Source organism: Streptosporangium sp. NPDC006013, assembly GCF_040614275.1.
Taxonomy (GTDB): domain Bacteria; phylum Actinomycetota; class Actinomycetes; order Streptosporangiales; family Streptosporangiaceae; genus Streptosporangium.
On the sequence record NZ_JBEXUE010000016.1, the window covers coordinates 12,822 to 32,289 of the forward strand.

Genomic DNA, 19,468 nt, shown 5'->3' on the forward strand with positions numbered 1-19,468 from the left:
GGCGGCATCATGCCCGTAGCGGCGGCGGAACTCCGCGAACAGCGGTGTGGTCAGACCGTGGCGCGCAGGTCCTTGCGCAGCTCGTGCGGGAGCGCGAAGCGCACGCTCTCCTGGACGGACTCGACCTCTTCGACGTCCTCGAAGCCATGCCCGGCGAGGCGGGCCAGGACTTCGGTGACGAGCTCCTCCGGCACCGAGGCGCCGCTCGTCACGCCGACCGTGGTGACACCGTCGAGCCAGGCGTCCTCGATGAGCGAGGCGTCGTCGACGAGGTAGGAGGCGTCGGCCCCGTGGTCGAGGGCGACCTCGACCAGCCGCTTGGAGTTGGAGGAGTTCTCCGAGCCGACCACGATGACCAGCTCCGCCTGTGCGGCGATCTCCTTGACGGCGACCTGGCGGTTCTGGGTGGCGTAGCAGATGTCGTCGCTCGGCGGGTCGATCAGGTTCGGGAAGCGCTCCTTGAGCCGGGAGACCGTCTCGACCGTCTCGTCCACGGAGAGCGTGGTCTGCGACAGCCAGACCAGCCGCTCGGGGTCCTTGACCCGCACGGCGCCGACCGACTCCAGACCGTCGACGAGCTGGATGTGGTCGGGTGCCTCGCCCGCGGTGCCCTCGACCTCCTCGTGACCCTCGTGGCCGATGAGGAGGATGTCGTAGTCCTGGGAGGCGAAGCGCCTGGCCTCGTTGTGCACCTTGGTCACCAGCGGGCAGGTGGCGTCGATCGTCTTGAGGCTGCGCCGGGCGGCCTCCTGGTGGACCGCCGGTGAGACGCCGTGGGCGGAGAAGACCACGATGGCCCCCTCGGGCACCTGCTCGGTCTCCTCGACGAAGATCGCTCCGCGCGCCTCCAGCGTCTTGACCACGTGGGTGTTGTGGACGATCTGCTTACGGACGTAGATCGGGGCACCGTACTGCTCCAGCGCCTTCTCCACGGCCTGCACGGCGCGATCGACCCCCGCGCAGTAACCGCGGGGCTTCGCCACCAGTACGCGTCGGGTCGCGGAGGTCTTGGAAGTCATGCTCTTATGCTACGTGGAGACGCCCGCGAGACAGCCCATACGTCCCACAAGCTCATGCGGCACAGTCTTGCCACACTAGCCTTTCTCGATACAGACCTCCCAGGGAGACGATATGTCAGTCCCCGACATGATCCGCAATGTCACACAGAAGGCGAAAGACCTGCCGCTGCACATGCTGCAGACCGCGCTGAGCGGGGTGGGCCAGGCCCTGCTCCTCGGCGACCGCGTGCGGTCCAAGATCAAGGGTACCTCCGGCCAGGGAGAAGAGCCCGACGGGTCCCCCGAGACGGTCGGCGGCCAGTCGGCGGAGACCGCTGAGAAGGCCGCGGAGCAGGTGGAGAAGCCCGCCCGCCGCGCGCCCGTCATCTTCGCGCCGCGCCCGGAGAAGGCCGCGGACAAGGCGACCGCCGCCGAGAGCAACGGCGCCAGGACCACCCGCGAGCCGGTCATCTTCAGCCCCGCCAAGCCCAAGGCGGCGGAGCCCTCCGCCACCGAGGCCAAGACCGAGGCCGTCGAGACCCCGGCCGCCACCGAGGCGCCGGCCACCGCCCCGGAGCCCAAGGCCGCCGAGCCCAAGCCCGCCGAGGCCCCCATCGCGGAGCCCTCCACCAGGGAGGCCCAGGCCACCACCGAGGCAGAGGCCGCCAAGACCCCGGCCGCCGTCGAGCCGGAAGTCGCCGTCGAGCCGGAAGTCACGGAGGCCCCCGCCACCGCGGCGAAGACCGTGGAAACCCCGGCCACCGTCGAGCCGGAGGCCGCCGGAACCCCCGCCGCCACCGTCGAGCCCGAGGTCGCGGAGGCCCCCGCCACCGAAACGAAGGTCGTGGAAACCCCGGTCGCCGAGGCCCCCGCCGCGAAGAAGCCCAGGGCCACCCGGGCCAAGGCCAAGGCCGCCGAGTCCGTGGAGTCCGTGGAGTCCGTGGAGTCCGAGGCCGCCGCCCCCAAGGCCGCCCCGAAGGCCAGGACGACCAGGGCACGCAAGACCGCCAAGGCCGCCGCCCCGGCGACCCCGGTGGCGGAGAGCGGTGCCCCCGTCGAGACGCCCGCGGCGGTGCAGGTCGAGGTCGAGCGGGTCGAGACCGCGAAGCCCGAGAGCACCGACGCTGCGGCGGTCGAGGTGACCGAGACCAGGGTCGCGGCACCCGAGGCGGCCGAGCCGCTGCCCGGCTACGCGGAGCTGACCGTCGCGTCGCTGCGGGCGCGGATGCGCGGCAGGACGTCCGAGCAGATCCGGGAGCTGCTCGCCTACGAGCGCGCCACCGCAGACCGCGAGGCCGTCGTACGGATGTACGAGAACCGCCTGGCCAAGCTGGCGGCCGCGGAATAGTCGCCTCCGGCGCGTAGGCTCCCGGCCATGAGCTCGAACACCACCCCTGAGCAGCCCCTCCCGGTTCGCACGGTGTTGCAGATGGTCGGCGGCTGGATCGGCAAGCTCGGCACCGTCTGGGTCGAGGGACAGATCACCGAGCTGACCGCCCGAGGCGGCACGGTGTTCCTGACGTTGCGTGACCCGGTGGCCAACGTGTCGGCCCGGATCACCTGCCCGCGTGGTGTCTACGAGGCGACCGTCCCCCGGCCGGTCGACGGCGCGAGGATCGTGGCCCACCTGAAGCCCGATTTCTGGGTCAACAAGGGCTCGTTCGCGTTCACCGCGCTGGAGATGCGGCCGGTCGGGGTGGGCGAGCTGCTGGCGCGGCTGGAGCGGTTGCGCCGGTTGCTCGCCTCCGAGGGGCTCTTCGGCGTCGACAGGAAACGGCGGCTGCCGTTCCTGCCGGGCACGGTCGGCCTGATCTGCGGCCGGGACTCGGCCGCCGAGCGCGACGTGCTGGAGAACTCGCGGCGCCGCTGGCCGGCGGTGCGGTTCAAGGTCGAGCCGGTGGCCGTGCAGGGGCCGTACGCGGTCGGTGAGGTCATCGAGGCGCTGCGCAAGTTCGACGCCGACACCGAGGTCGACGTCATCGTGGTCGCGCGGGGCGGCGGGTCGATGGAGGACCTGCTGCCCTTCTCCGACGAGGCGCTCGTCCGGGCGGTCGCGGCCTGCCGCACGCCCGTGGTCAGCGCGATCGGCCACGAGCAGGACAACCCGCTGCTCGACCTGGTCGCCGACGTGCGCGCGTCCACGCCCACGGACGCGGCGAAGAAGGTGGTGCCGGACGTCGGCGAGCAGATGACGCTGATCCGTCAGCTCAGGGACCGGGGCCGCAGGGTGGTGGGCGGCTGGCTGGACCGCGAGACGGCCTGGCTGTCCGCGGCCCGCTCCCGCCCCTCCCTCGCGGACCCGGTGCGTGAGATCGAGCGCAGGGCCGAGCAGGCCGAGCAGCTCAGGGACCGGGCACGACGTTCCCTCACCGGTTCCCTGGACCGCGCCGCCGATTCGCTGGAGCACCTGCGCGCCCGCCTGGTCTCGCTCTCTCCGGCCGCCACGCTGGAGCGCGGCTACGCGATCGTGCAGCGCCCCTCGGGCGATGTCGTACGGCTCGCGAGCGAGGTCTCCCCCGGCGACGAGCTCACCGTGCGCTTCCCCGACGACCGGGTGCGGGTCAGGAGTGATCCCGCCAGGTGAGCGAGGGGTAGCCGTCGTCGACGAACCCCAGCCGCCGGTAGAGCGACTCGGCGTCCGAGGTGGCGTGCAGGTCGACCCTGCGGATCCCGCTGTCGCGGTACCAGTCCAGGAGGGCCCCCATGATGGCCCGGCCATGCCCCCTGCGCCGGTGGCGCGGGTCGGTGGTCATGCCCTGGATGTAGCCGTAGCGGCCGTCGGGAAGGCTGGGGCCGGGAAAGCGGTCGAAGATGAGGCCGATCCCGCAGGCCGCCAGCCCCTTTTCCGGGGAGTCCACCACGTAGACGGCGGTGTCGAGGCTGCCCAGCCGCTCTTCGAGGCTCTCTGCGTAGGCCTGCTGCCACTCCTCCTCGATGGGAAGGTTGCCGTCCCTTGCCATCCGGTCGGCCAGGATCTCACGGAGGCGCACCAGCTCGGGGATGTCCCTGGTGGTCGCGTCACGAACGTTCACCTGGGCATTCTTCCAGCCGTACTCCCCTGCGAAGCGACCGGGGAGGTGCCTTGCCGATCACGCCGTCGCGGGGAGGCGCCACGACTCCCGGTACGGCACGGCGTCACCGGGTGGGCGTCACGATCTAAGGTGGGGTGCGTGGCCGATGAGAAGAGACCGTCGTACGAGCAGGCGCGCGAGGAGCTGACCGAGGTGGTCCGCAGCCTTGAGGCGGGCGGGCTCACCCTGGAACAGTCGATCGAGCTCTGGGAGCGCGGCGAGATGCTGGCCGCGGTCTGCGAGGAGTGGCTCCAGGGTGCCCGGGTGAAGCTCGCGGCCGCCATGGCCCAGCGGCGGCACTCCGACCCGGCCGGAGAGACGCCCTTCTAGGCCCGCCCTCGGCGACCGGCTGACGCCGGCCGAGTGGTTCCGACGGCATCCAGGTCCCCACGGTCCTCTTCAACGGCGCCCAGCCGACCGATGACCCCGGCGCGGCCGTTCGACGCCGACCGTATGCCTACCTGCGGGTACCGGCGCGAACTCGTGACTCCTCGGTGTCCATGATCGAGAGGAGCCGGGTGAGCCCGTCGTCGATCTGGTCCAGCGGGATGGCGCCGTAGCCGATGACCAGGCCCGGACGGGTCGGGCGTACCGCGAAGTCGGACAGGGGCATCAGGCCGATCCCGGCGGCGCGGGCGCGGTGGGCGATGCCGTGGTGGCCGGTCGGCAGGAAGCCGCTGGTGTGCAGCCCGGCGGCGGATGCCACCAGGTCGAGCGGACCGGCCAGGCGCTGGACGACACGCCGATGACGGGCCTCGTACTCGGTTCGCATCCTGCGGACGTGCCGGGCCAGCAGTCCCTCGTCGATGAAGCCGGCCAGTGCCGCCTGGCCGGGGAGCGAGGTGTGCCAGTCGGTGACGTACTTGGCCGCGCTGAGGGCCGGCAGCAGCGCGGGCGGCGCGACGAGGAAGCCGAGCCGCAGCGTCGGCAGCATGACCTTGGAGAACGAGCCGACGTAGAGCACCCGGCCGGACCTGTCCAGATTCTGCAGCGGCTCGATGGGCCGCCCGCCGTACTTGAACTCGCTGTCGTAGTCGTCCTCGATCACGGCGGCCCCGCGACCCTCTGCCCAGGCGAGCAGCGCCATCCGGCGAGCCAGCGACATCGGCATACCCAACGGGAACTGGTGAGAGGGCGTGACGTAGACCGCGCGGGTGTCGGCGGGCAGCGCGTCCACCACCAGGCCCTCGCCATCGACGGGGACCGGCGTGACCCGCAGGCCCATCGACTCGAACAGCCGCCTCGGCGGCGGGTAGCCGGGATCCTCGACAACCACCCGGTCACCGGGTTCGAGCAGCACCCGGCCGATCAGGTCGAGCGCCTGCTGCGCGCCCGAGGTGACGACGATGGCGCCGGGATCGGCGAGCACGGCGCGGGAGACGCCCACGTGCCTGGCGATGGCCGCGCGCAGCCCGGCGTGGCCGAGCGGGTCGCCGTACATGCCACTGCCCACGGCCGAGCTCCGCAGTTCCCGGGAGACCAGCCGGCGCCACGCCTCGTAGGGGAACATCCGAACGTCGGGCAGGCCGGGACGGAAGTCGTAGCGGGGCCGCCAATCCAGGCCGCGCGGCGTGGAGATCCCCTGCCAGACGGCGCGCGGCCGAAGCCGGCCGTGGCCCATCCGGGGACTCGGAGGCGGCAGGGCGTCGGCGCAGACGAAAGTGCCGGCGCCGATCCGGCCTTCGACGAAGCCCTCGGCGGCCAACCGGTCGTAGGCGGCGCTCACGGTGTTCCGCGAGACCACGAGCTCCCGGGCCAGTTCGCGGGTGGCGGGCAACGGCTCACCGTGCCGTAGCCGCCCGTCGAGCACGGCGGTGCGGATCTGCTGGTAGATCTGGCCGGCCAGGTCGGTGCGCCCTTCCAAGCTCACGTGCACGAGGGCAAGTCTAGAGTGGCCCAATCAGTTTGGCCGTTTTTGGCACTGAGGTAGGGCCGCTCCCGCTCCTAGGGTGAGCCGCATGGACATTCTCGAACTCGACCGGCGGGCGAGCGACGCGTTGGGGAAGGTCGTCGCCGCTGTCACTCCTGAGGATCTCAGGCGGCCCACACCGTGCGCCGACTGGACCCTGCACGGGCTGATCCGCCACCAGGTCTGCGAAAATCTCGGCTTCGCCGCCGCCGCGAGCGGCACTCCCCCCGACCGTTCGGTGTGGGACAGCGGCGTGCTCGGTGCGGATCCCCACGAGGACTTCCAGCGGTCCGTCGAACTGGTGACAGAGGCTTTCGCCGCTGAGGGCATGCTCGAACGGCAGGTGGAGGTGCGCGAGTTCGGTGTCTTCCCCGGCGCGTTCGCCGTCTCCATGCACTTCATCGATGGCGTCGTGCACGGCTGGGACGCAGCCCGCGCTCTCGGCCTGCCCGGCGACCTGGCCCCGGATCTGGCGGAGGCCGCGCTGGAGATGGTGCTCCGAATGCCGCTGAGCCGTGGACCGGGGCAGGCGTTCGGCCACCTGGTCGAGGTCCCTGACAGCGCATCGGTCTATCAGCGGCTGGCCGCCCACCTTGGACGTGACCCGCAGTGGACCCCGTGACGAGCTTCGTCGCGCTCGGCGACAGTTTCACCGAAGGGGTCGGCGACCCGCTTCCCGACGGCACGTTCCGCGGGTGGGCGGATCTCGTGGCGGCGGATCTCAGCTCGCCGGGTTTCGGCTACGCGAACCTGGCCGTCCGGGGGCGCAGGTTCGACGATGTCGCCGCAGAGCAGGTAGAGGCGGCGGTCGCGATGAGCCCATCGCTCATCAGCGTCGCCGCGGGCGGCAACGACGCGCTGCGGCGCGGCTTCGACGTGGCCGCGATGCACGACCGCTTCGACCGGGTGGTCGGCCGTCTGCGCGCGTCGGGCGCGGACGTGGTGCTCTTCCGGTTTCCCGACATGAGCGTGCGACTCCCACTGCCCCGGGTGCTGCGGCCCCGCATCATCGCGATGAACGACCTGGTCACGGAGGTGGCCGAGCGGCGCGGGACCTACCTGGTCGACCTGTTCGGCGACCGGGCGTTCGACGGTCACGAGCTGTGGAGCGAGGATCGCCTGCACCTCAACCCGCTGGGCCACCGCCGGGTCGCCGACCATGTCCTGGCCACTCTCGGCCGCGCCGCCACCCCTCCCCCTGCCGACCTGCCCCGGAGCAGAACGGCGTTGCTCGCCGATCTCCGCTGGGCGGCGACATACCTCACCCCCTGGCTGCGCCGCCGCCTGACGGGCCGCTCCTCAGGCGACGGGATCCTTCCCAAACGCCCCGTCCTGACGGGCGGGTTCGAACACGTGCGGGATCGTGCCGGTGAGCAGGGCGACCTTGTGACCGGTCTGGGCCGGCGGACCCCAGCGGGCCTCGGCCCGGCCGGCCGACCCGGCGAAGGGCTCCCCGGCGAGTAGGACGGTCTCGACCTCTGGCCATCGGGTTCATGCAGGAAGGCGGTGAGTGCCGGCACGGCCATCGCGAGCGCGGCCTGGGCTCGCGGTGGGCCGTAGCCGTCCGCGCCGGCCTGCTCGGTGGAAGCGGCCGGCGCCGCGGTGGCGAACCTCACGAAACCGGCTGTTCACGAGAGTTGTGGATTGCCGGCAGGGCGTTCGCCGGGCTTGTCGTCGGTGTCGCTTCCCATCGGGAGAGTCTGGACGGGAAGGAGGCACGGGCGTTTGATGGACTTGGTCGTGTCTGCTCCGTGCAATGCGCCGGCGATGCTCCCGTCGGCGGAGCATGGCCCTCAGACCACATCGCAGTCGTCGCTGACCTGGCATCGGACACCCTTGATGTTCCCTGACCGATGTCGAACCGCCCAGTTCGAAGCCGGCCAGATCTGCACCGAAGGGTAGGACCACCTCATGGCGGCCCGAGACCATGAACTTCTGCAAGCTGCCAAACACATCGCCGCCGCGCTGGGCTTTGCCCCCGATGAGGTCATGCGGCACGTCGTGGAACTGGGCCGCGGCGACCGCGCCGACTGGTCCAGCAGCGAACTCCTGCTGCTCGCTCTCGCTCAGCTGGCGACCGAGCGGCCGACCTCTCCTGGAGCGGCTGGGCGCGCTGAGACGATCGAGAACGTCGAGGCACCAAGCCTCGGCGTCATCCCGAGCAGGTCCGTCCCGACCGAGGAGGGAAACATCAAGAACTCGACAAGGCGCCGCGCAGCCGAGTCATCGAGCACGGTATGAACGCAGACGGCACGTGGCCGGTCACGGCGGCGATCCCCGGCGCCTGGGCCGCCCGCTGATCACTTCGGAACCACTCGGCTAGGAGTCGTTCCTCGGCTGCTGCTTGAGGGAGCCCGCCAGGGCGGACAGCTCGTCCCAGGGGGCGGTGCCGGTGACGACGATCGTGACGTCGGGCAGGACCCGTACGAGGGAGCGCTGGTTCTTGTCCTCGCGGACCCGCTGCTCCCAGGTCACGCCGTCGATCTGGACGGTCCCGGTGACCGTGGAGGTGTTGGAGAGCCTGTTGGCGAACTCGGCCGCGGGCTTCTCGTCGCTCTGGGCGAGCATCGCGTGGAAGCGCTTGGCGGTGGCGAAGCCGAGCTTCCAGGTGGTGGCGCCGTTCTCCCGGGTGCTCCGGGAGCTGTTCGGGACCCATCCGGCGGCGACGGGCTCGGGGGCCCACATCTGGAAGGGCGCCGTACGGCGCAGGTCGGCCAGCGCGATCGAGTAGTCGACCCTGGGGATGTGCTCGGTCCTGCTCTGCGGTGTGACCAGCAGGAACAGACCGACGGCGGCCAGGCAGACCGCCATCGCGACCACATAGCCGTAGAAGCCCTGAGTGAACCTTCGCACGACTGTCGACACTATCTGTTCAGGGAGGTGGTCCGCCCTCAGGGGCGGCGGATCTGGGCGATGATGGCCAGCACGTCCTCGACGAGCGCCCGTGAGGCGTCCTCGTCGTCGGACAGGGCGACCTCGGAGACCGCGGCGGCGAGCGCCCCGGTGAGGACCACGACCAGCGCTCCCTCGTCCCCCTCGAACAGGGCGGCGTTGCGCTTGGCCCACTGCCGGAGCCGGTCGCGCACGATGACCTCGAACCCCGGCGGCCCGTCACCACGCAGGAACAGCGCGGAGATCTCCCGCTCCGCCAGGCAACCCTCCAGGTAGGCGCGGGCCCCGGCGATGAACAGCCGCATCGGATCGCTCTCGCCCGCCGCCCTGGCCTCACCGACCGCCTGCTTGGTCCGCTGGGTCTGCCGGGCCTGGAACTCGTCGAAGAGCGTGAGGTAGAGGTCGGCCTTGCCGGAAAAATGATGGTAAAGACTTCCGACACTCGCTCCCGCTCGGGCGACCACGTCGGTGACCCCGGCCTCGGCGAATCCGCTTGTGACGAAAATCTCCCTGGCGGCGGACAGCAACGCGGCGCGCGTGGCGGCACCCCGCTCGGAGGTCCGCGCGCCCACGCCTCTCACCAGCCGTTCTGCGTCGCTGCTCATGGTGGGCACATTATCCTCCGCCGACCGGTCAGAGGGGCGCCAACTACGATCGTTGCATTAACCACGAGAGGGGTTTCCCACCATGCCCGATCAGATGCCCGATCAGATGCCCGATCAGATGTCCGATCAGACGTCCGTTCCTGCCGCCCTCGCCACGGGCGAGCACGCCCCTGATCGCAACCTCGCCCTGGAGTTGGTCCGCGTCACGGAGGCGGCCGCGATGGCCGCGGCCCGCTGGGTCGGGCGGGGTGACAAGAACGGCGCCGACGGCGCCGCGGTGAACGCGATGCGCCAGTTGATCAACACGGTGTCGATGCGCGGCGTGGTGGTGATCGGCGAGGGTGAGAAGGACAACGCGCCGATGCTCTACAACGGCGAGCAGGTGGGTGACGGCAGCGGCGCGGCGTGCGACGTGGCCGTCGACCCGATCGACGGCACCCGGCTCACCGCGCTCGGCATGCCCAACGGGATCTCGGTGATCGCGGTCAGCGAGCGCGGCTCGATGTACGACCCGTCCGCCGTCTTCTACATGGACAAGCTGGTCACCGGCCCCGAGGCCGCCTCGTCCGTGGACATCAACGCGCCGGTGGCCGACAACATCGCCGCGGTGGCCCGCGCCAAGGGCGGCGAGCCCTCGGACGTGACCGTGGTCATCCTCGACCGGCCCCGCCACGAAAAGATCATCCGGGAGATCCGGGAGACCGGCGCCCGGATCAGGCTCATCACCGACGGCGACGTGGCCGGTGCGATCATGGCGGCCCGGGTGGGCACCGGTGTCGACCTGATGCTCGGCATCGGCGGCACGCCGGAGGGCATCATCGCCGCGTGCGCGCTCAAGTGCCTGGGCGGCGTCATCCAGGGCAGGCTCTGGCCGCAGGACGACGCCGAGCGCCGCCGGGCGCTGGACGCGGGCCTCGACCTCGACGCCACGCTGAGCACCGACGACCTGGTCAGGTCCGACGACGTGTTCTTCGCCGCCACCGGGATCACCGACGGCGAGCTGATGCAGGGCGTCCGCTACCGCGCGGGGCGGGCCGTCACCAACTCCCTGGTCATGCGCGGCCGTTCCGGGACGATCCGGAAGATCGAGAGCGAGCACCAGCTCTGGAAGCTGCGGGCGTACAGCGCGATCAACTTCGACAACGCCAGCTGAGGGCCGGCACTGGAACCGGTGTCGTCCGGCATCCCGGAACGGCATCGGAACCGGAGCCGGAGGTGACCTCAGCGGCGGAACCAGGGTCGGCGAGGACGTTTAGGGGACTTGGCCACGATGTTCCCGAGCGTGACGACGCCGGTGATCTCGATGACCGGGCCGTCGGGCGCGCCCGGGGGGACCTGGTTCTTCTTGCCCCCCATGAAGGACGAGGCGGGCATCTCGATCCGCACGCCCTCGGGGACGATCAGGGTGAGGGTGCCGCCCACCACGGTGACCTGCAGGGTCACCCGGCTGGACTGGAGCAGCGCCTCGCACAGGTCGAGCTTGACGTTGGCGCAGATCGCGGTGGCGGAGAAGCTGGTCGGCACGACCCAGCGGCCGCTGCGCTCCTGGGAGCCGAACAGGGCCGTCACCGGGCCGACGTCGGTGCGGAGCGGCTGTGCCTCGGGCGGGAGCAGGTCGGCGGTGAGTGCGGAGAGCTCTCCCAGCGTGCGGGCACGGTAGAGCGCCTCGGCGCGCTCGTCGTACTCGTCGTGGCCGAGACGTCCGTCGGCGAGCGCGTCGCCCAGTACGGCGGCCACCCTCTCTCGATCGGCGTCTCCGGCTCTCAGGTCGGCGGGAGCAGGTTCACGGTTGTGACGGCGGTTCGCGGGCGGGCGGGGACTCTCCACCCCCCGACCCTAATCCCTGCGGGGCCGCCCTGAGCGCCCCCGCACCGCCCGGCCGTCCCGGACGAGCCCGCCCCTCGCCCCCGGCCTGCGCGGCCCCCGGAGCATCTCCGGCGAACCGGTGGAGCCATGCCTCGTCGCGGAACCCGGCCAGAAAACCCGCTTTACCTACCGGTTAAATTGCTAAATATCGTTTTCGTGATCTACATTGGGCGGGCGAGAGCCGGAGCCCCCGGCGGGCCGCCTCGCCACGTCACCCGTTCGGTCACTCCAGGCACTCGACTGCCCGACGTTCAGGAGCGCTATGAGATCACCCATGGAAATGCTCGGCCGGAACGGCGACGAAGAGCTCGACAGACTGCTGGGGCGGTTCCACGACGAGGTCACCGGGCTTGAGGAGCTTCAAAAAGGCGTCTCCGAGGTCCGCGGCCGAGGCGAGGCGGCGCAAGGGCGCGTCACCGCCGAGACATCGCTGACGGGCGCACTCACCAGCCTCACGATCGACCCCCGTGCCATGCGACTGGGCTCCGGCGAGCTGGCGGAGGCCATCCTCCAGGCGGCCGACGAGGCGGCCCGCGACGCCGGGGACCAGATGAGACGACTGGTGGACCCGTTCATCACCGGCACCCCGCTCGAAACCGTCCTGCCGCCTCAGGACAGGCGATGAGCGTGGTACGGCCCTCTCCCCACGTGACGGCCGCGAGCCTCCCGGTTGTCCTTCGTTGAACATCAATCCCGGACGCGCCTCGATATACGGCACCGGAGTGCTGGGCATCGCGGGCTTCGTCTTCACGATGCTCGCGGTCGAATATCCGGACGGTGACCCGGCCGGCGCTCGCCAGGCCCGCGACGTGTGGGCACGGCTCGCCGACCGGTTCGCGAAGAACCCGGACAACACCTACCCGTTCGCCGAGGCGATGTGGAAGCGGAACGGAGGCGAGGGCGTGGAGGCGTTCAAACAGGCCGTCGTCTCCGGCCTCTACACACACCCCCAGACGGCGAGCTTCCCCGGCCGGCTCGCCCTCGCCTGCAGGCAGAACAGCGAGGCATGCGACGAGTACGCCGAACTCATCGAGACGGCGCAGCACGCGTACTACACGGCGGCCCTGGCCAATCTCGCCAGCTTCGTCTTCCTCACCACCTTTCCCTGGCAGGCCGGAGCGGCCTATCAGTTAACGCAGTTCCTCATCCGGCGGGCACAGGCGAAACTCCTCGCCAAGCTGCTCGAACACGCCATCGCGAAGATCGTGCTGACCAAACTCACGGAGTACACGATCGGCAGCACGTTCTTCGCGGTGGGGGACGTCGCCGTGGTGGCCGGTGTCCGCGCCCTGCGGGGCGAGGACCCGGGTTCGCTCGGCGACAACGCGAAACAGGCGTTGAAGGAATTCGCCGCCTCGGTCGTCTTCTACGGCGTGTTCGACGCGGCCAGGCCTGGCGTTCAGGCGATCAGCAAAAACGCCGATGTGCAGGCGTTCCTGTCCAGGATGGCCGGAGGCTCGATCGGCTACGGCCCCACCTACGACCTCCTGAACGGGCAGAGCGGCACGGAGCTCATCCCCACCTTGAAGGAGACCTTGGGCAGGACCCTGCTCTATTTCACGATGGCTCACAAACCAGCGGGCTGACCTCGCGGAAAGTGACACCGGATGTCCGTACCGGACCCGCGGGAACCCACGGCGCCCATCGGCGGCTCCCGCCCGCCCCTGGAGATCTCCTCAGACCACCTCAGGTCCGTCGCGAACGCCTTCGACACCGAGAAAGAGGAGCTCGCCGACATCGTCAGGCAGGCGGCCGCGGAGCTGAACGACATCGGAGACTTCTGGGGCGGCGGCCCCGAGGGGAGGCAGTTCTTCAAGGGACAGGGCGGCGGCACGGGGTACGAGACCGTCTCCAGCCAGGTCATGCGGGGGACGGACGCGCTGCTGCAAGCCCACGAGGACATCCCCGCACTCATCCGCCTCATGAACGACACGGTCAAGACCGCCGACTGGGCCGGCGTCACCGCGATCCTTTCCGCCCTCCCCGCTCCCGATGTGAGCCGCCCGGTATGGGGGGAGCCGAACGACGCCGGCGACCGGTGATGACGCGAGACGAACGCGACGTCCACGGTGGGTGTCGGGACGACGGCGCGGGACTGCGGAGCCCGGGCGCCGCGGGGCATTGACCGCCGGGGGCGGCACACCTAACCTGACGAGAACTTGAACCCCCCTCATGTTCTCCGGAGGTCGTCGTGCCCCTCCCGCGTGACAGACAGGCGCGCGTGGCGACCTGGGCGGCCTTCTTCGTCCAAGGCCTCTGCTTCGCCACCCTGCTCACCCATGTGATCGACCTCCAGCACAAGTTCGGGCTCAGCGACGGCGACCTCACCCTGGTCCTGCTGCTCGTGCCGGTGATCGCCGGTGCCGGCAGCGCGATCGCGGGCCCGCTGGCGAGCCGGTACGGCAGTGCCCCGATCCTGCGCGTCTCCCAGGTCGGCGTCTGCGTCATCGTGGCGCTGTCCGGCTGGAACGGGCAGCTCGCCGGGCTGTACGCGCTCAGCGCCGCGTTCGGCCTGTTCGTCGGCGCGGTGGACGCGGCGATGAACATGCAGGCGGTCGCGGTGGAGCGCCGGTACGGCATGAGCGTGCTGACCGGCTTCCACGCCGTGTGGAGTGTCGGCTCGATGCTGGGCGCCGGATTCAACTCCGCCTTCAGCGCGCTCGGCATCGAGCTGGGCTGGTCCTTCTCCGTCCCGGTGCTGATCGGCGCGGTGATCTCCGTGGTCATGCTCCCCCGCCTCTACGGGCGGGACGCAGAAAAGGCCGGTGAGCAGGCCGCTCAGGTGGCGGCCAGGGTGCCGTGGCGGCCGATCATCCCGCTCTGCCTGGCGATGGCGTTCCTGTACGTCGGGGACGCGGCGGTCTCCAACTACGGCACGATCTACATGGAGAAGGCGCTGGCGGCGAGCGGCTGGCTGGTTCCGTTCGCCTACCTCGTCTACCAGGCGACCATGCTCCTGGCGCGGGTCCCCGGTGACCTCGCGGTACGCAGGTACGGACCCGCGCCGGTCGTCCGCGCGGGCGCGGTGATCGCGGCCGTGGGCACGCTGGGCGTCGTCGTCGCACCCGGCGTCGTGGTGGCCGTCGTGTCGTTCGGCCTGATCGGCATCGGCCTGTCCGTCATCGCCCCGCAGTCGTTCTCGGCCGCCGGGCGCCTCGGCGCCGGGGCGGAGACCGCGATCGCGCGGGTCAACATGTTCAACTACGTCGGCTTCCTGGTCGGCGCCGCCGTGGTCGGCACCCTCAACGACACGGTGAACGTCCGCGTGGCGTTCGTACCCGCCGTGGTCCTGGTGGCCCTGATCGTGTTCCTAGCCAGGGGTTTCCAGCCGGAACCGGAGCTCGCCGCGCGCCCCTAGGGCACTGGCGAGGGCGCGGACCGCCTGGTCCGCGCGGTGTCCGGGCAGGCGGGCGAAGCCCATCAACAGCGCGGGCGGGCCGGGGGCGTACCGCATCGGCCCCACCGGCTCGACCGCCAGCCCGCACTCCTCGGCCCTGTCCACCACCGATGCCTCGTCCCAGCCGTACGGCAGCTCGGCGAGCAGGTTGAGCCCGGCGGAGACGCCCCGCACGGTGAACTCGGGAAGGTGCTCGCCGAGGGCCAGCACCAGGGCGTCGCGGCGGGCGCGGTACTGCCGGCGCATCCTCCTCAGGTGCCGGTCGTAGTCGCCGGTGGCCACGAAGTCGGCCAGGACGTACTGCTCCAGGACGGGCGACCCCATGTCCAGCTCACCACGGGCCAGCCGCAGCGACTCGGCGATCCGGGGCGGAGCGACCGCCCAGCCCAGGCGGAGCCCGGGGGCCAGCGACTTGCTGACGCTCCCGACCAGGACCACCCGGTCGGCGGCCAGCCCCTGCAGGCAGCCCACCGGATCGCGGTCGAAGCGGAACTCCGCGTCGTAGTCGTCCTCCAGGATCATCGCGCCGGTCGCGACGGCCCACTCGATCAGCTCGGCGCGGCGGCGGGGCGAGAGCACGACCCCCGTCGGGTACTGGTGCGCGGGAGTGAGCATCACCGCCCGCGCCCCGGTCTCGGCCAGTGCCCCGACATCGATGCCCTCGTCGTCCACCGGGACGGCGACCAGTTCGGCTCCCGCCGCGCGGAGCAGCGGGAGCTGGCGCACCCCGGCCGGATCCTCGACCGCCAGCAGGATCCGGCCCGGGGAGGGCACCGGGTGCTCGACCCGCTGGACGAACCAGTCGAGGTCGCACCGCGCCCGGACCCGGGGAAGCCTCCCCGCGAGCGCCCGGACCGTGAGGCTCAGCCCCTGAGCCACCCCACCCATGATCACCAGGTTGTCCGGGACCACATCGGCCGCCCGGACCCTCCCGAGGTAGGCGGCCAGTTCCTCGCGGAGCGCGGGGACACCGCCGGGGTCGCCGTAGTCCAGGGCCTCGACGGGCAGCGTGGCGAGCGTACGCCTCATCGAGGCCAGCCACCGCTCCCTGGGGAACGCCCCCAGGTCGGGCGCGGTGGAGCGGCGCCCGTGATACGGCTCGCGGCCCTCCGCAGGGCTCGTCGGCCCGGGATCGGCGGGCGAGGGCGCGCTGTCCGGCGGCCGGGAAAGGCCACCGGAAAGACCACCGGGAAGGGCCGCTGGGCGGCCGGCGGCCGGGGCCACCGTGGTGCCCACCCCGGTCCTGGAGATCAGGAAGCCCTCGGCGACGAGTTGCTCGTACGCCTCGACCACCACCCCCCGGGAGAGCCCGAGGTCCCTGGCCAGCTCACGGCTGGCGGGCAGCCGGACCCCGGCCGCCAGGCGTCCACGCCGCACCGCCTCGCGGAGCTCGCGGGCGATCTGGGCGGCGACGCCGCCCGCCGCGCGGTCGACGACGAGATGCAGATCGGCCAATTGGTCCTCTGTTTCGATGCTTCATTGGACCCGACAGGGGAGCCATTGGCTTCCTAGCATTCCGCACATGAACGTGGATGTCAGCACCACCTCCCGGCCGGAGTTACGCGGCCTGAGCGAGGCCGCGGGAGCGATGTTCCTGGTGGGAACCCTGGCGGGGGTCTCCGGGGTGATCGGGGACTATCCGGTCTACGGCGGCCAGGCCATGCGCTACCTACTGGCGGCCGCGGTCCTTCTCGCGGTCACCCGGATGGCGGGGCTGCGGTTCGTGCGGCTCACGCCTCGTGAGACGGCACTGCTGGCGGCACTCTCCCTGACGGGGCTGGTGATCTTCAATGTGTGCGTGATCGAGGCCACCCGGCACGGCGGCCCGGCCCTGGTCGGCACCGTCCTCGGCACCGTGCCGCTGGCACTGGCCCTGCTCGGCGGGCGCCCCTCACCCCGGCTCCTGCTGTCGGCGGCGGTCGTCGTCACCGGAGCGACGGTGGCCACCGGGCTGGGCAGCGGTGACCTGGCCGGACTGCTCTGGTCGCTGGGCGCGCTGGGCTGCGAGATCTGCTTCTCCATGCTGGCCATCCCGCTGCTGCCGAAGCTGGGCGCCGTGCGCGTCTCGGCCTATTCGGCGGCGCTGGCCGTGCCACTGCTGGTCATCGCGGGCCTGCTCGCGGACGGCACCGCGATGATCCGGGTGCCGACCGCACCCGAGATCGCGGGCCTCGGCTACCAGTCGCTGATCGTGACCGCCGTGGCGTTCTTCCTCTGGTACGACGCCCTGCCCCGGCTCGGCCCGGGGACCGCGGGACTGTTCGCCGGGCTGATCCCGGTCGGCGCCATCGTCACCGGCGCGATCCTCGGCCTCGGTGCGCCCTCGGTGCCCGACCTGCTCGGCGCGGCGCTCGTGGTCACCGGCATCGTCATCGGCCTCAGAGCGGGTGCACCCGTTGCCGGGGCAGGTTCACCGCCTGCGAGGACGCGTCGTCCTGCGGGGGCAGGCTGATCCGCTCGGTGAGCTTGTCGGCCCGTTGCAGGGGCACCGCCCCCTGGTGCGGGGGCAGGATCGCCTGTCCGGACTCGGCGCTGATCCGCTGCCTGGGGACGGTCCGCTGAGAGTCCGGCCAGCTCACCGGCCACTGGGGAGTCCGCCCGTTGCCCTCCTTGATGCTCGTCAGCGTGATGGCTATCAGTGATATGGCGAGACCGGCCACCACGAAGACGGCCACGAGGATCAGCAGGATGATGTCACCGGTCATGATGGTGTTTCCGATGTCCATGATGCCTCCCAACCTCCACCGGACGCTCGGCCCGGCCCCCTTCTAGCTTCTCTCGTTTCTTCGGACATATGTGAACAAAAGACGCATATGCCATTAATACTTGTCCCAAATATGTGGTTTTCATACGATCTGTCCCCTGGTGCTCGGATGGAGAAGGGGAGAGTCGCCTCCCGCCCGACCGCGAAGGTCGGGCACGATCGCGAGGGCCGTACCCTCTAGGAAAACGGCGCCCGCACGGAGGACCTACGACGATGCCCGAGTTCGACTACACCGACCTGCTTCCCATGGGACCGGACGAGACGGAGTACCGCCTGATCACCACCGAGGGGGTGCGGGTCGTCGAGGCCGCGGGGCGCAGGTTCCTGGAGGTCGAGCCCGAGGCACTGCGACTGCTCACCGAGACCGCCGTCCACGACATCTCCCACTATCTGCGGTCGTCCCACCTGGCCCAGCTCCGCAAGATCATCGAGGACCCCGAGTCGAGCGGGAACGACCGCTTCGTCGCCCTCGACCTGCTGAAGAACGCCTCGATCTCGGCGGGCGGCGTGCTTCCGATGTGCCAGGACACCGGCACCGCGATCGTGATGGGCAAGCGCGGCCGCCACGTGCTCACCGACGGCGCCGACGCCGAGCACATCTCCCGCGGCGTCTACGACGCCTACACCCGGCTGAACCTGCGCTACTCCCAGATGGCCCCCATCACCATGTGGGAGGAGAAGAACACCGGCTCCAACCTCCCCGCGCAGATCGAGCTCTACGCCGAGGACCCGCTCGGCCACCCCGACGAGTACAAGCTGCTGTTCATGGCCAAGGGCGGCGGCAGCGCCAACAAGTCGTTCCTGTACCAGGAGACGAAGGCCGTGCTCAACGAGAAGCGGATGCTCCAGTTCCTGGAGGAGAAGATCCGCTCCCTCGGCACCGCCGCCTGCCCGCCGTACCACCTGGCGATCGTCGTCGGCGGCACGTCCGCCGAGTTCGCCCTGAAGACCGCCAAGTACGCCAGCGCCCGCTACCTGGACTCCATCCCCACCGAAGGCTCCCCCGCAGGTCACGGCTTCCGGGACACCGAACTGGAGGCCAAGGTCTTCGAGCTCACCCAGAAGCTCGGCATCGGCGCGCAGTTCGGCGGCAAGTACTTCTGCCACGACGTCCGCGTCATCCGCCTCCCCCGGCACGGCGCCTCCTGCCCCGTCGCCATCGCGGTCTCCTGCAGCGCCGACCGCCAGGCCCTGGCGAAGATCACCCCCGAGGGGGTCTTCCTGGAGCGGCTGGAGACCGACCCGGCCAGGTTCCTGCCCGAGACCACGGACGAGCATCTGTCGGACGACGTGGTGAAGATCGACCTCAACCGCCCGATGCAGGAGATCCTCACCGAGCTGACCAGGTACCCGGTCAAGACCCGTCTGTCGCTGACCGGACCGCTCGTGGTGGCCCGCGACATCGCGCATGCCAAGATCGGCGAGCTCCTGGACGCGGGCGGCGAGATGCCGCAGTACCTCAAGGACCACGCGGTCTACTACGCCGGCCCCGCCAAGACCCCCGAGGGCTACGCCTCCGGCTCCTTCGGCCCGACCACCGCGGGCCGGATGGACTCCTACGTCGAACGCTTCCAGGCCGCCGGCGGCTCCAAGATCATGCTTGCCAAGGGCAACCGCTCCAAGCAGGTCACCGACGCCTGCAAAACCCACGGCGGCTTCTACCTCGGCTCCATCGGCGGCCCCGCCGCCCGCCTCGCCCAGGACTGCATCAAGAAGGTGGAGGTCCTGGAATATCCCGAGCTGGGCATGGAGGCCGTCTGGAAGATCGAGGTCGAGGACTTCCCCGCCTTCATCGTGGTCGACGACAAGGGCGAGGACTTCTTCACGGACACGACCGGGCCCGTCCTGAGCATCGGCCGTCGCTGACCGCCACCGGCCTTCCTCGGACTCCGTCGTACCGGCGCCCGAGGTCGACGAACTCGACCTCGGGCGCCCACCGACGGCCTTCGATGCCGGAAATATGGTT

The 19,468-nt window shown here is 70.8% G+C and carries 21 protein-coding genes; 13 read left to right on the forward strand and 8 right to left on the reverse strand.

The annotated features are described in order from the left end of the window. Window positions 1-50 precede the first annotated feature (50 nt). Window positions 51-1,019 (reverse strand): 4-hydroxy-3-methylbut-2-enyl diphosphate reductase, encoded by a 969-nt coding sequence (locus ABZ260_RS04575; RefSeq protein ID WP_355550725.1) that lies wholly within the window; start codon window positions 1,017-1,019, stop codon window positions 51-53. Between the two features lie 112 nt (window positions 1,020-1,131). Between ABZ260_RS04575 and ABZ260_RS04580 the strand changes: the two genes are divergently transcribed. Then, complete coding sequence (locus ABZ260_RS04580) at window positions 1,132-2,346, forward strand: hypothetical protein (RefSeq protein ID WP_355612976.1); 1,215 nt, start codon at window positions 1,132-1,134, stop codon at window positions 2,344-2,346. Window positions 2,347-2,373: 27 nt separating this feature from the next. Further along, window positions 2,374-3,582, forward strand: coding sequence for an exodeoxyribonuclease VII large subunit (xseA, locus tag ABZ260_RS04585; RefSeq protein WP_355612979.1), 1,209 nt, complete (start codon window positions 2,374-2,376; stop codon window positions 3,580-3,582). Here xseA and ABZ260_RS04590 read toward each other — a convergent pair. Further along, complete coding sequence (locus ABZ260_RS04590; protein ID WP_355612981.1) at window positions 3,560-4,030, reverse strand: GNAT family N-acetyltransferase; 471 nt, start codon at window positions 4,028-4,030, stop codon at window positions 3,560-3,562. The two genes, xseA and ABZ260_RS04590, sit on opposite strands and share 23 nt — an antisense overlap. Window positions 4,031-4,168: 138 nt before the next feature. On the opposite strand from ABZ260_RS04590, the gene ABZ260_RS04595 reads away from it, so the two are divergent. Beyond that, window positions 4,169-4,399 (forward strand): exodeoxyribonuclease VII small subunit, encoded by a 231-nt coding sequence (locus ABZ260_RS04595; protein ID WP_355550717.1) that lies wholly within the window; start codon window positions 4,169-4,171, stop codon window positions 4,397-4,399. 127 nt (window positions 4,400-4,526) lie between these two features. Here ABZ260_RS04595 and ABZ260_RS04600 read toward each other — a convergent pair whose 3' ends face one another. After that, the gene (locus tag ABZ260_RS04600; RefSeq protein WP_355612983.1) at window positions 4,527-5,945 is read right to left on the reverse strand and encodes a PLP-dependent aminotransferase family protein; all 1,419 of its coding nucleotides are present in this window, start codon (window positions 5,943-5,945) and stop codon (window positions 4,527-4,529) included. 82 nt (window positions 5,946-6,027) lie between these two features. Between ABZ260_RS04600 and ABZ260_RS04605 the strand changes: the two genes are divergently transcribed. The 3 genes from ABZ260_RS04605 (at window position 6,028) to ABZ260_RS04615 (ending at window position 8,219) form a co-directional block, all read left to right on the forward strand. Beyond that, the gene (locus tag ABZ260_RS04605; protein ID WP_355612985.1) at window positions 6,028-6,600 is read left to right on the forward strand and encodes a TIGR03086 family metal-binding protein; all 573 of its coding nucleotides are present in this window, start codon (window positions 6,028-6,030) and stop codon (window positions 6,598-6,600) included. Beyond that, window positions 6,597-7,442 (forward strand): SGNH/GDSL hydrolase family protein, encoded by an 846-nt coding sequence (locus tag ABZ260_RS04610; RefSeq protein ID WP_355612987.1) that lies wholly within the window; start codon window positions 6,597-6,599, stop codon window positions 7,440-7,442. Before ABZ260_RS04605 ends, ABZ260_RS04610 begins: the two co-directional genes overlap by 4 nt. A 447-nt stretch (window positions 7,443-7,889) precedes the next feature. Then, window positions 7,890-8,219: a hypothetical protein gene (locus tag ABZ260_RS04615; protein WP_355612989.1), complete on the forward strand. Its 330-nt coding sequence runs from the start codon at window positions 7,890-7,892 to the stop codon at window positions 8,217-8,219. Between the two features lie 78 nt (window positions 8,220-8,297). Here the strand turns inward: ABZ260_RS04615 and ABZ260_RS04620 are convergent, their stop codons facing one another. Next, entirely contained in the window at window positions 8,298-8,831 is a 534-nt protein-coding gene (locus ABZ260_RS04620) for a DUF4245 domain-containing protein (RefSeq protein ID WP_355612991.1), read from the reverse strand. A 38-nt stretch (window positions 8,832-8,869) separates the two neighbouring features. Continuing rightward, the gene (locus tag ABZ260_RS04625) at window positions 8,870-9,475 is read right to left on the reverse strand and encodes a TetR/AcrR family transcriptional regulator (RefSeq protein WP_355612993.1); all 606 of its coding nucleotides are present in this window, start codon (window positions 9,473-9,475) and stop codon (window positions 8,870-8,872) included. A gap of 118 nt (window positions 9,476-9,593) precedes the next feature. On the opposite strand from ABZ260_RS04625, the gene glpX reads away from it, so the two are divergent. Continuing rightward, window positions 9,594-10,628: a class II fructose-bisphosphatase gene (gene glpX, locus ABZ260_RS04630; protein WP_355612995.1), complete on the forward strand. Its 1,035-nt coding sequence runs from the start codon at window positions 9,594-9,596 to the stop codon at window positions 10,626-10,628. A 68-nt stretch (window positions 10,629-10,696) separates the two neighbouring features. Here glpX and ABZ260_RS04635 read toward each other — a convergent pair whose 3' ends face one another. Further along, window positions 10,697-11,302 carry a DUF1707 domain-containing protein gene (locus tag ABZ260_RS04635; protein ID WP_355612997.1) on the reverse strand — a complete coding sequence of 202 codons (606 nt, stop codon included), beginning with the start codon at window positions 11,300-11,302 and terminating at the stop codon, window positions 10,697-10,699. Between the two features lie 301 nt (window positions 11,303-11,603). Here ABZ260_RS04635 and ABZ260_RS04640 point away from each other — a divergent pair, with 301 nt between their 5' ends. The 4 genes from ABZ260_RS04640 (at window position 11,604) to ABZ260_RS04655 (ending at window position 14,699) form a co-directional block, all read left to right on the forward strand. After that, window positions 11,604-11,966 (forward strand): YbaB/EbfC family nucleoid-associated protein, encoded by a 363-nt coding sequence (locus ABZ260_RS04640; protein WP_355612999.1) that lies wholly within the window; start codon window positions 11,604-11,606, stop codon window positions 11,964-11,966. Between the two features lie 55 nt (window positions 11,967-12,021). Continuing rightward, window positions 12,022-12,927 carry a hypothetical protein gene (locus tag ABZ260_RS04645; RefSeq protein ID WP_355613001.1) on the forward strand — a complete coding sequence of 302 codons (906 nt, stop codon included), beginning with the start codon at window positions 12,022-12,024 and terminating at the stop codon, window positions 12,925-12,927. A 21-nt stretch (window positions 12,928-12,948) separates the two neighbouring features. Then, window positions 12,949-13,383 (forward strand): WXG100 family type VII secretion target, encoded by a 435-nt coding sequence (locus tag ABZ260_RS04650; protein ID WP_355613003.1) that lies wholly within the window; start codon window positions 12,949-12,951, stop codon window positions 13,381-13,383. Window positions 13,384-13,562: 179 nt separating this feature from the next. Next, window positions 13,563-14,699 (forward strand): MFS transporter, encoded by a 1,137-nt coding sequence (locus ABZ260_RS04655; RefSeq protein WP_355613005.1) that lies wholly within the window; start codon window positions 13,563-13,565, stop codon window positions 14,697-14,699. Here the strand turns inward: ABZ260_RS04655 and ABZ260_RS04660 are convergent. Then, window positions 14,652-16,193 carry a PLP-dependent aminotransferase family protein gene (locus tag ABZ260_RS04660; RefSeq protein ID WP_355613007.1) on the reverse strand — a complete coding sequence of 514 codons (1,542 nt, stop codon included), beginning with the start codon at window positions 16,191-16,193 and terminating at the stop codon, window positions 14,652-14,654. The two genes, ABZ260_RS04655 and ABZ260_RS04660, sit on opposite strands and share 48 nt — an antisense overlap. Window positions 16,194-16,260: 67 nt before the next feature. Here ABZ260_RS04660 and ABZ260_RS04665 point away from each other — a divergent pair, with 67 nt between their 5' ends. Then, window positions 16,261-17,190: a DMT family transporter gene (locus ABZ260_RS04665; protein ID WP_355613009.1), complete on the forward strand. Its 930-nt coding sequence runs from the start codon at window positions 16,261-16,263 to the stop codon at window positions 17,188-17,190. Here the strand turns inward: ABZ260_RS04665 and ABZ260_RS04670 are convergent. After that, the gene (locus ABZ260_RS04670) at window positions 17,117-17,464 is read right to left on the reverse strand and encodes a hypothetical protein (protein WP_355550688.1); all 348 of its coding nucleotides are present in this window, start codon (window positions 17,462-17,464) and stop codon (window positions 17,117-17,119) included. The two genes, ABZ260_RS04665 and ABZ260_RS04670, sit on opposite strands and share 74 nt — an antisense overlap. Window positions 17,465-17,715: 251 nt before the next feature. Between ABZ260_RS04670 and ABZ260_RS04675 the strand changes: the two genes are divergently transcribed. Then, window positions 17,716-19,368 (forward strand): fumarate hydratase, encoded by a 1,653-nt coding sequence (locus tag ABZ260_RS04675; protein ID WP_355613011.1) that lies wholly within the window; start codon window positions 17,716-17,718, stop codon window positions 19,366-19,368. The last annotated feature ends 100 nt before the right edge of the window (window positions 19,369-19,468 follow it).

Excerpts from the sequence above, each read along its gene's own strand:
- ABZ260_RS04575 (WP_355550725.1), bottom strand. The coding sequence starts at position 1,019 with ATGACTTCCAAGACCTCCGCGACCCGACGCGTACTGGTGGCGAAGCCC.
- ABZ260_RS04580 (WP_355612976.1), top strand. The coding sequence starts at position 1,132 with ATGTCAGTCCCCGACATGATCCGCAATGTCACACAGAAGGCGAAAGAC.
- xseA (WP_355612979.1), top strand. The coding sequence starts at position 2,374 with ATGAGCTCGAACACCACCCCTGAGCAGCCCCTCCCGGTTCGCACGGTG.
- ABZ260_RS04605 (WP_355612985.1), top strand. The coding sequence starts at position 6,028 with ATGGACATTCTCGAACTCGACCGGCGGGCGAGCGACGCGTTGGGGAAG.
- ABZ260_RS04615 (WP_355612989.1), top strand. The coding sequence starts at position 7,890 with ATGGCGGCCCGAGACCATGAACTTCTGCAAGCTGCCAAACACATCGCC.
- ABZ260_RS04625 (WP_355612993.1), bottom strand. The coding sequence starts at position 9,475 with ATGAGCAGCGACGCAGAACGGCTGGTGAGAGGCGTGGGCGCGCGGACC.
- glpX (WP_355612995.1), top strand. The coding sequence starts at position 9,594 with ATGTCCGATCAGACGTCCGTTCCTGCCGCCCTCGCCACGGGCGAGCAC.
- ABZ260_RS04640 (WP_355612999.1), top strand. The coding sequence starts at position 11,604 with ATGAGATCACCCATGGAAATGCTCGGCCGGAACGGCGACGAAGAGCTC.
- ABZ260_RS04650 (WP_355613003.1), top strand. The coding sequence starts at position 12,949 with ATGTCCGTACCGGACCCGCGGGAACCCACGGCGCCCATCGGCGGCTCC.
- ABZ260_RS04665 (WP_355613009.1), top strand. The coding sequence starts at position 16,261 with ATGAACGTGGATGTCAGCACCACCTCCCGGCCGGAGTTACGCGGCCTG.
- ABZ260_RS04670 (WP_355550688.1), bottom strand. The coding sequence starts at position 17,464 with ATGGACATCGGAAACACCATCATGACCGGTGACATCATCCTGCTGATC.
- ABZ260_RS04675 (WP_355613011.1), top strand. The coding sequence starts at position 17,716 with ATGCCCGAGTTCGACTACACCGACCTGCTTCCCATGGGACCGGACGAG.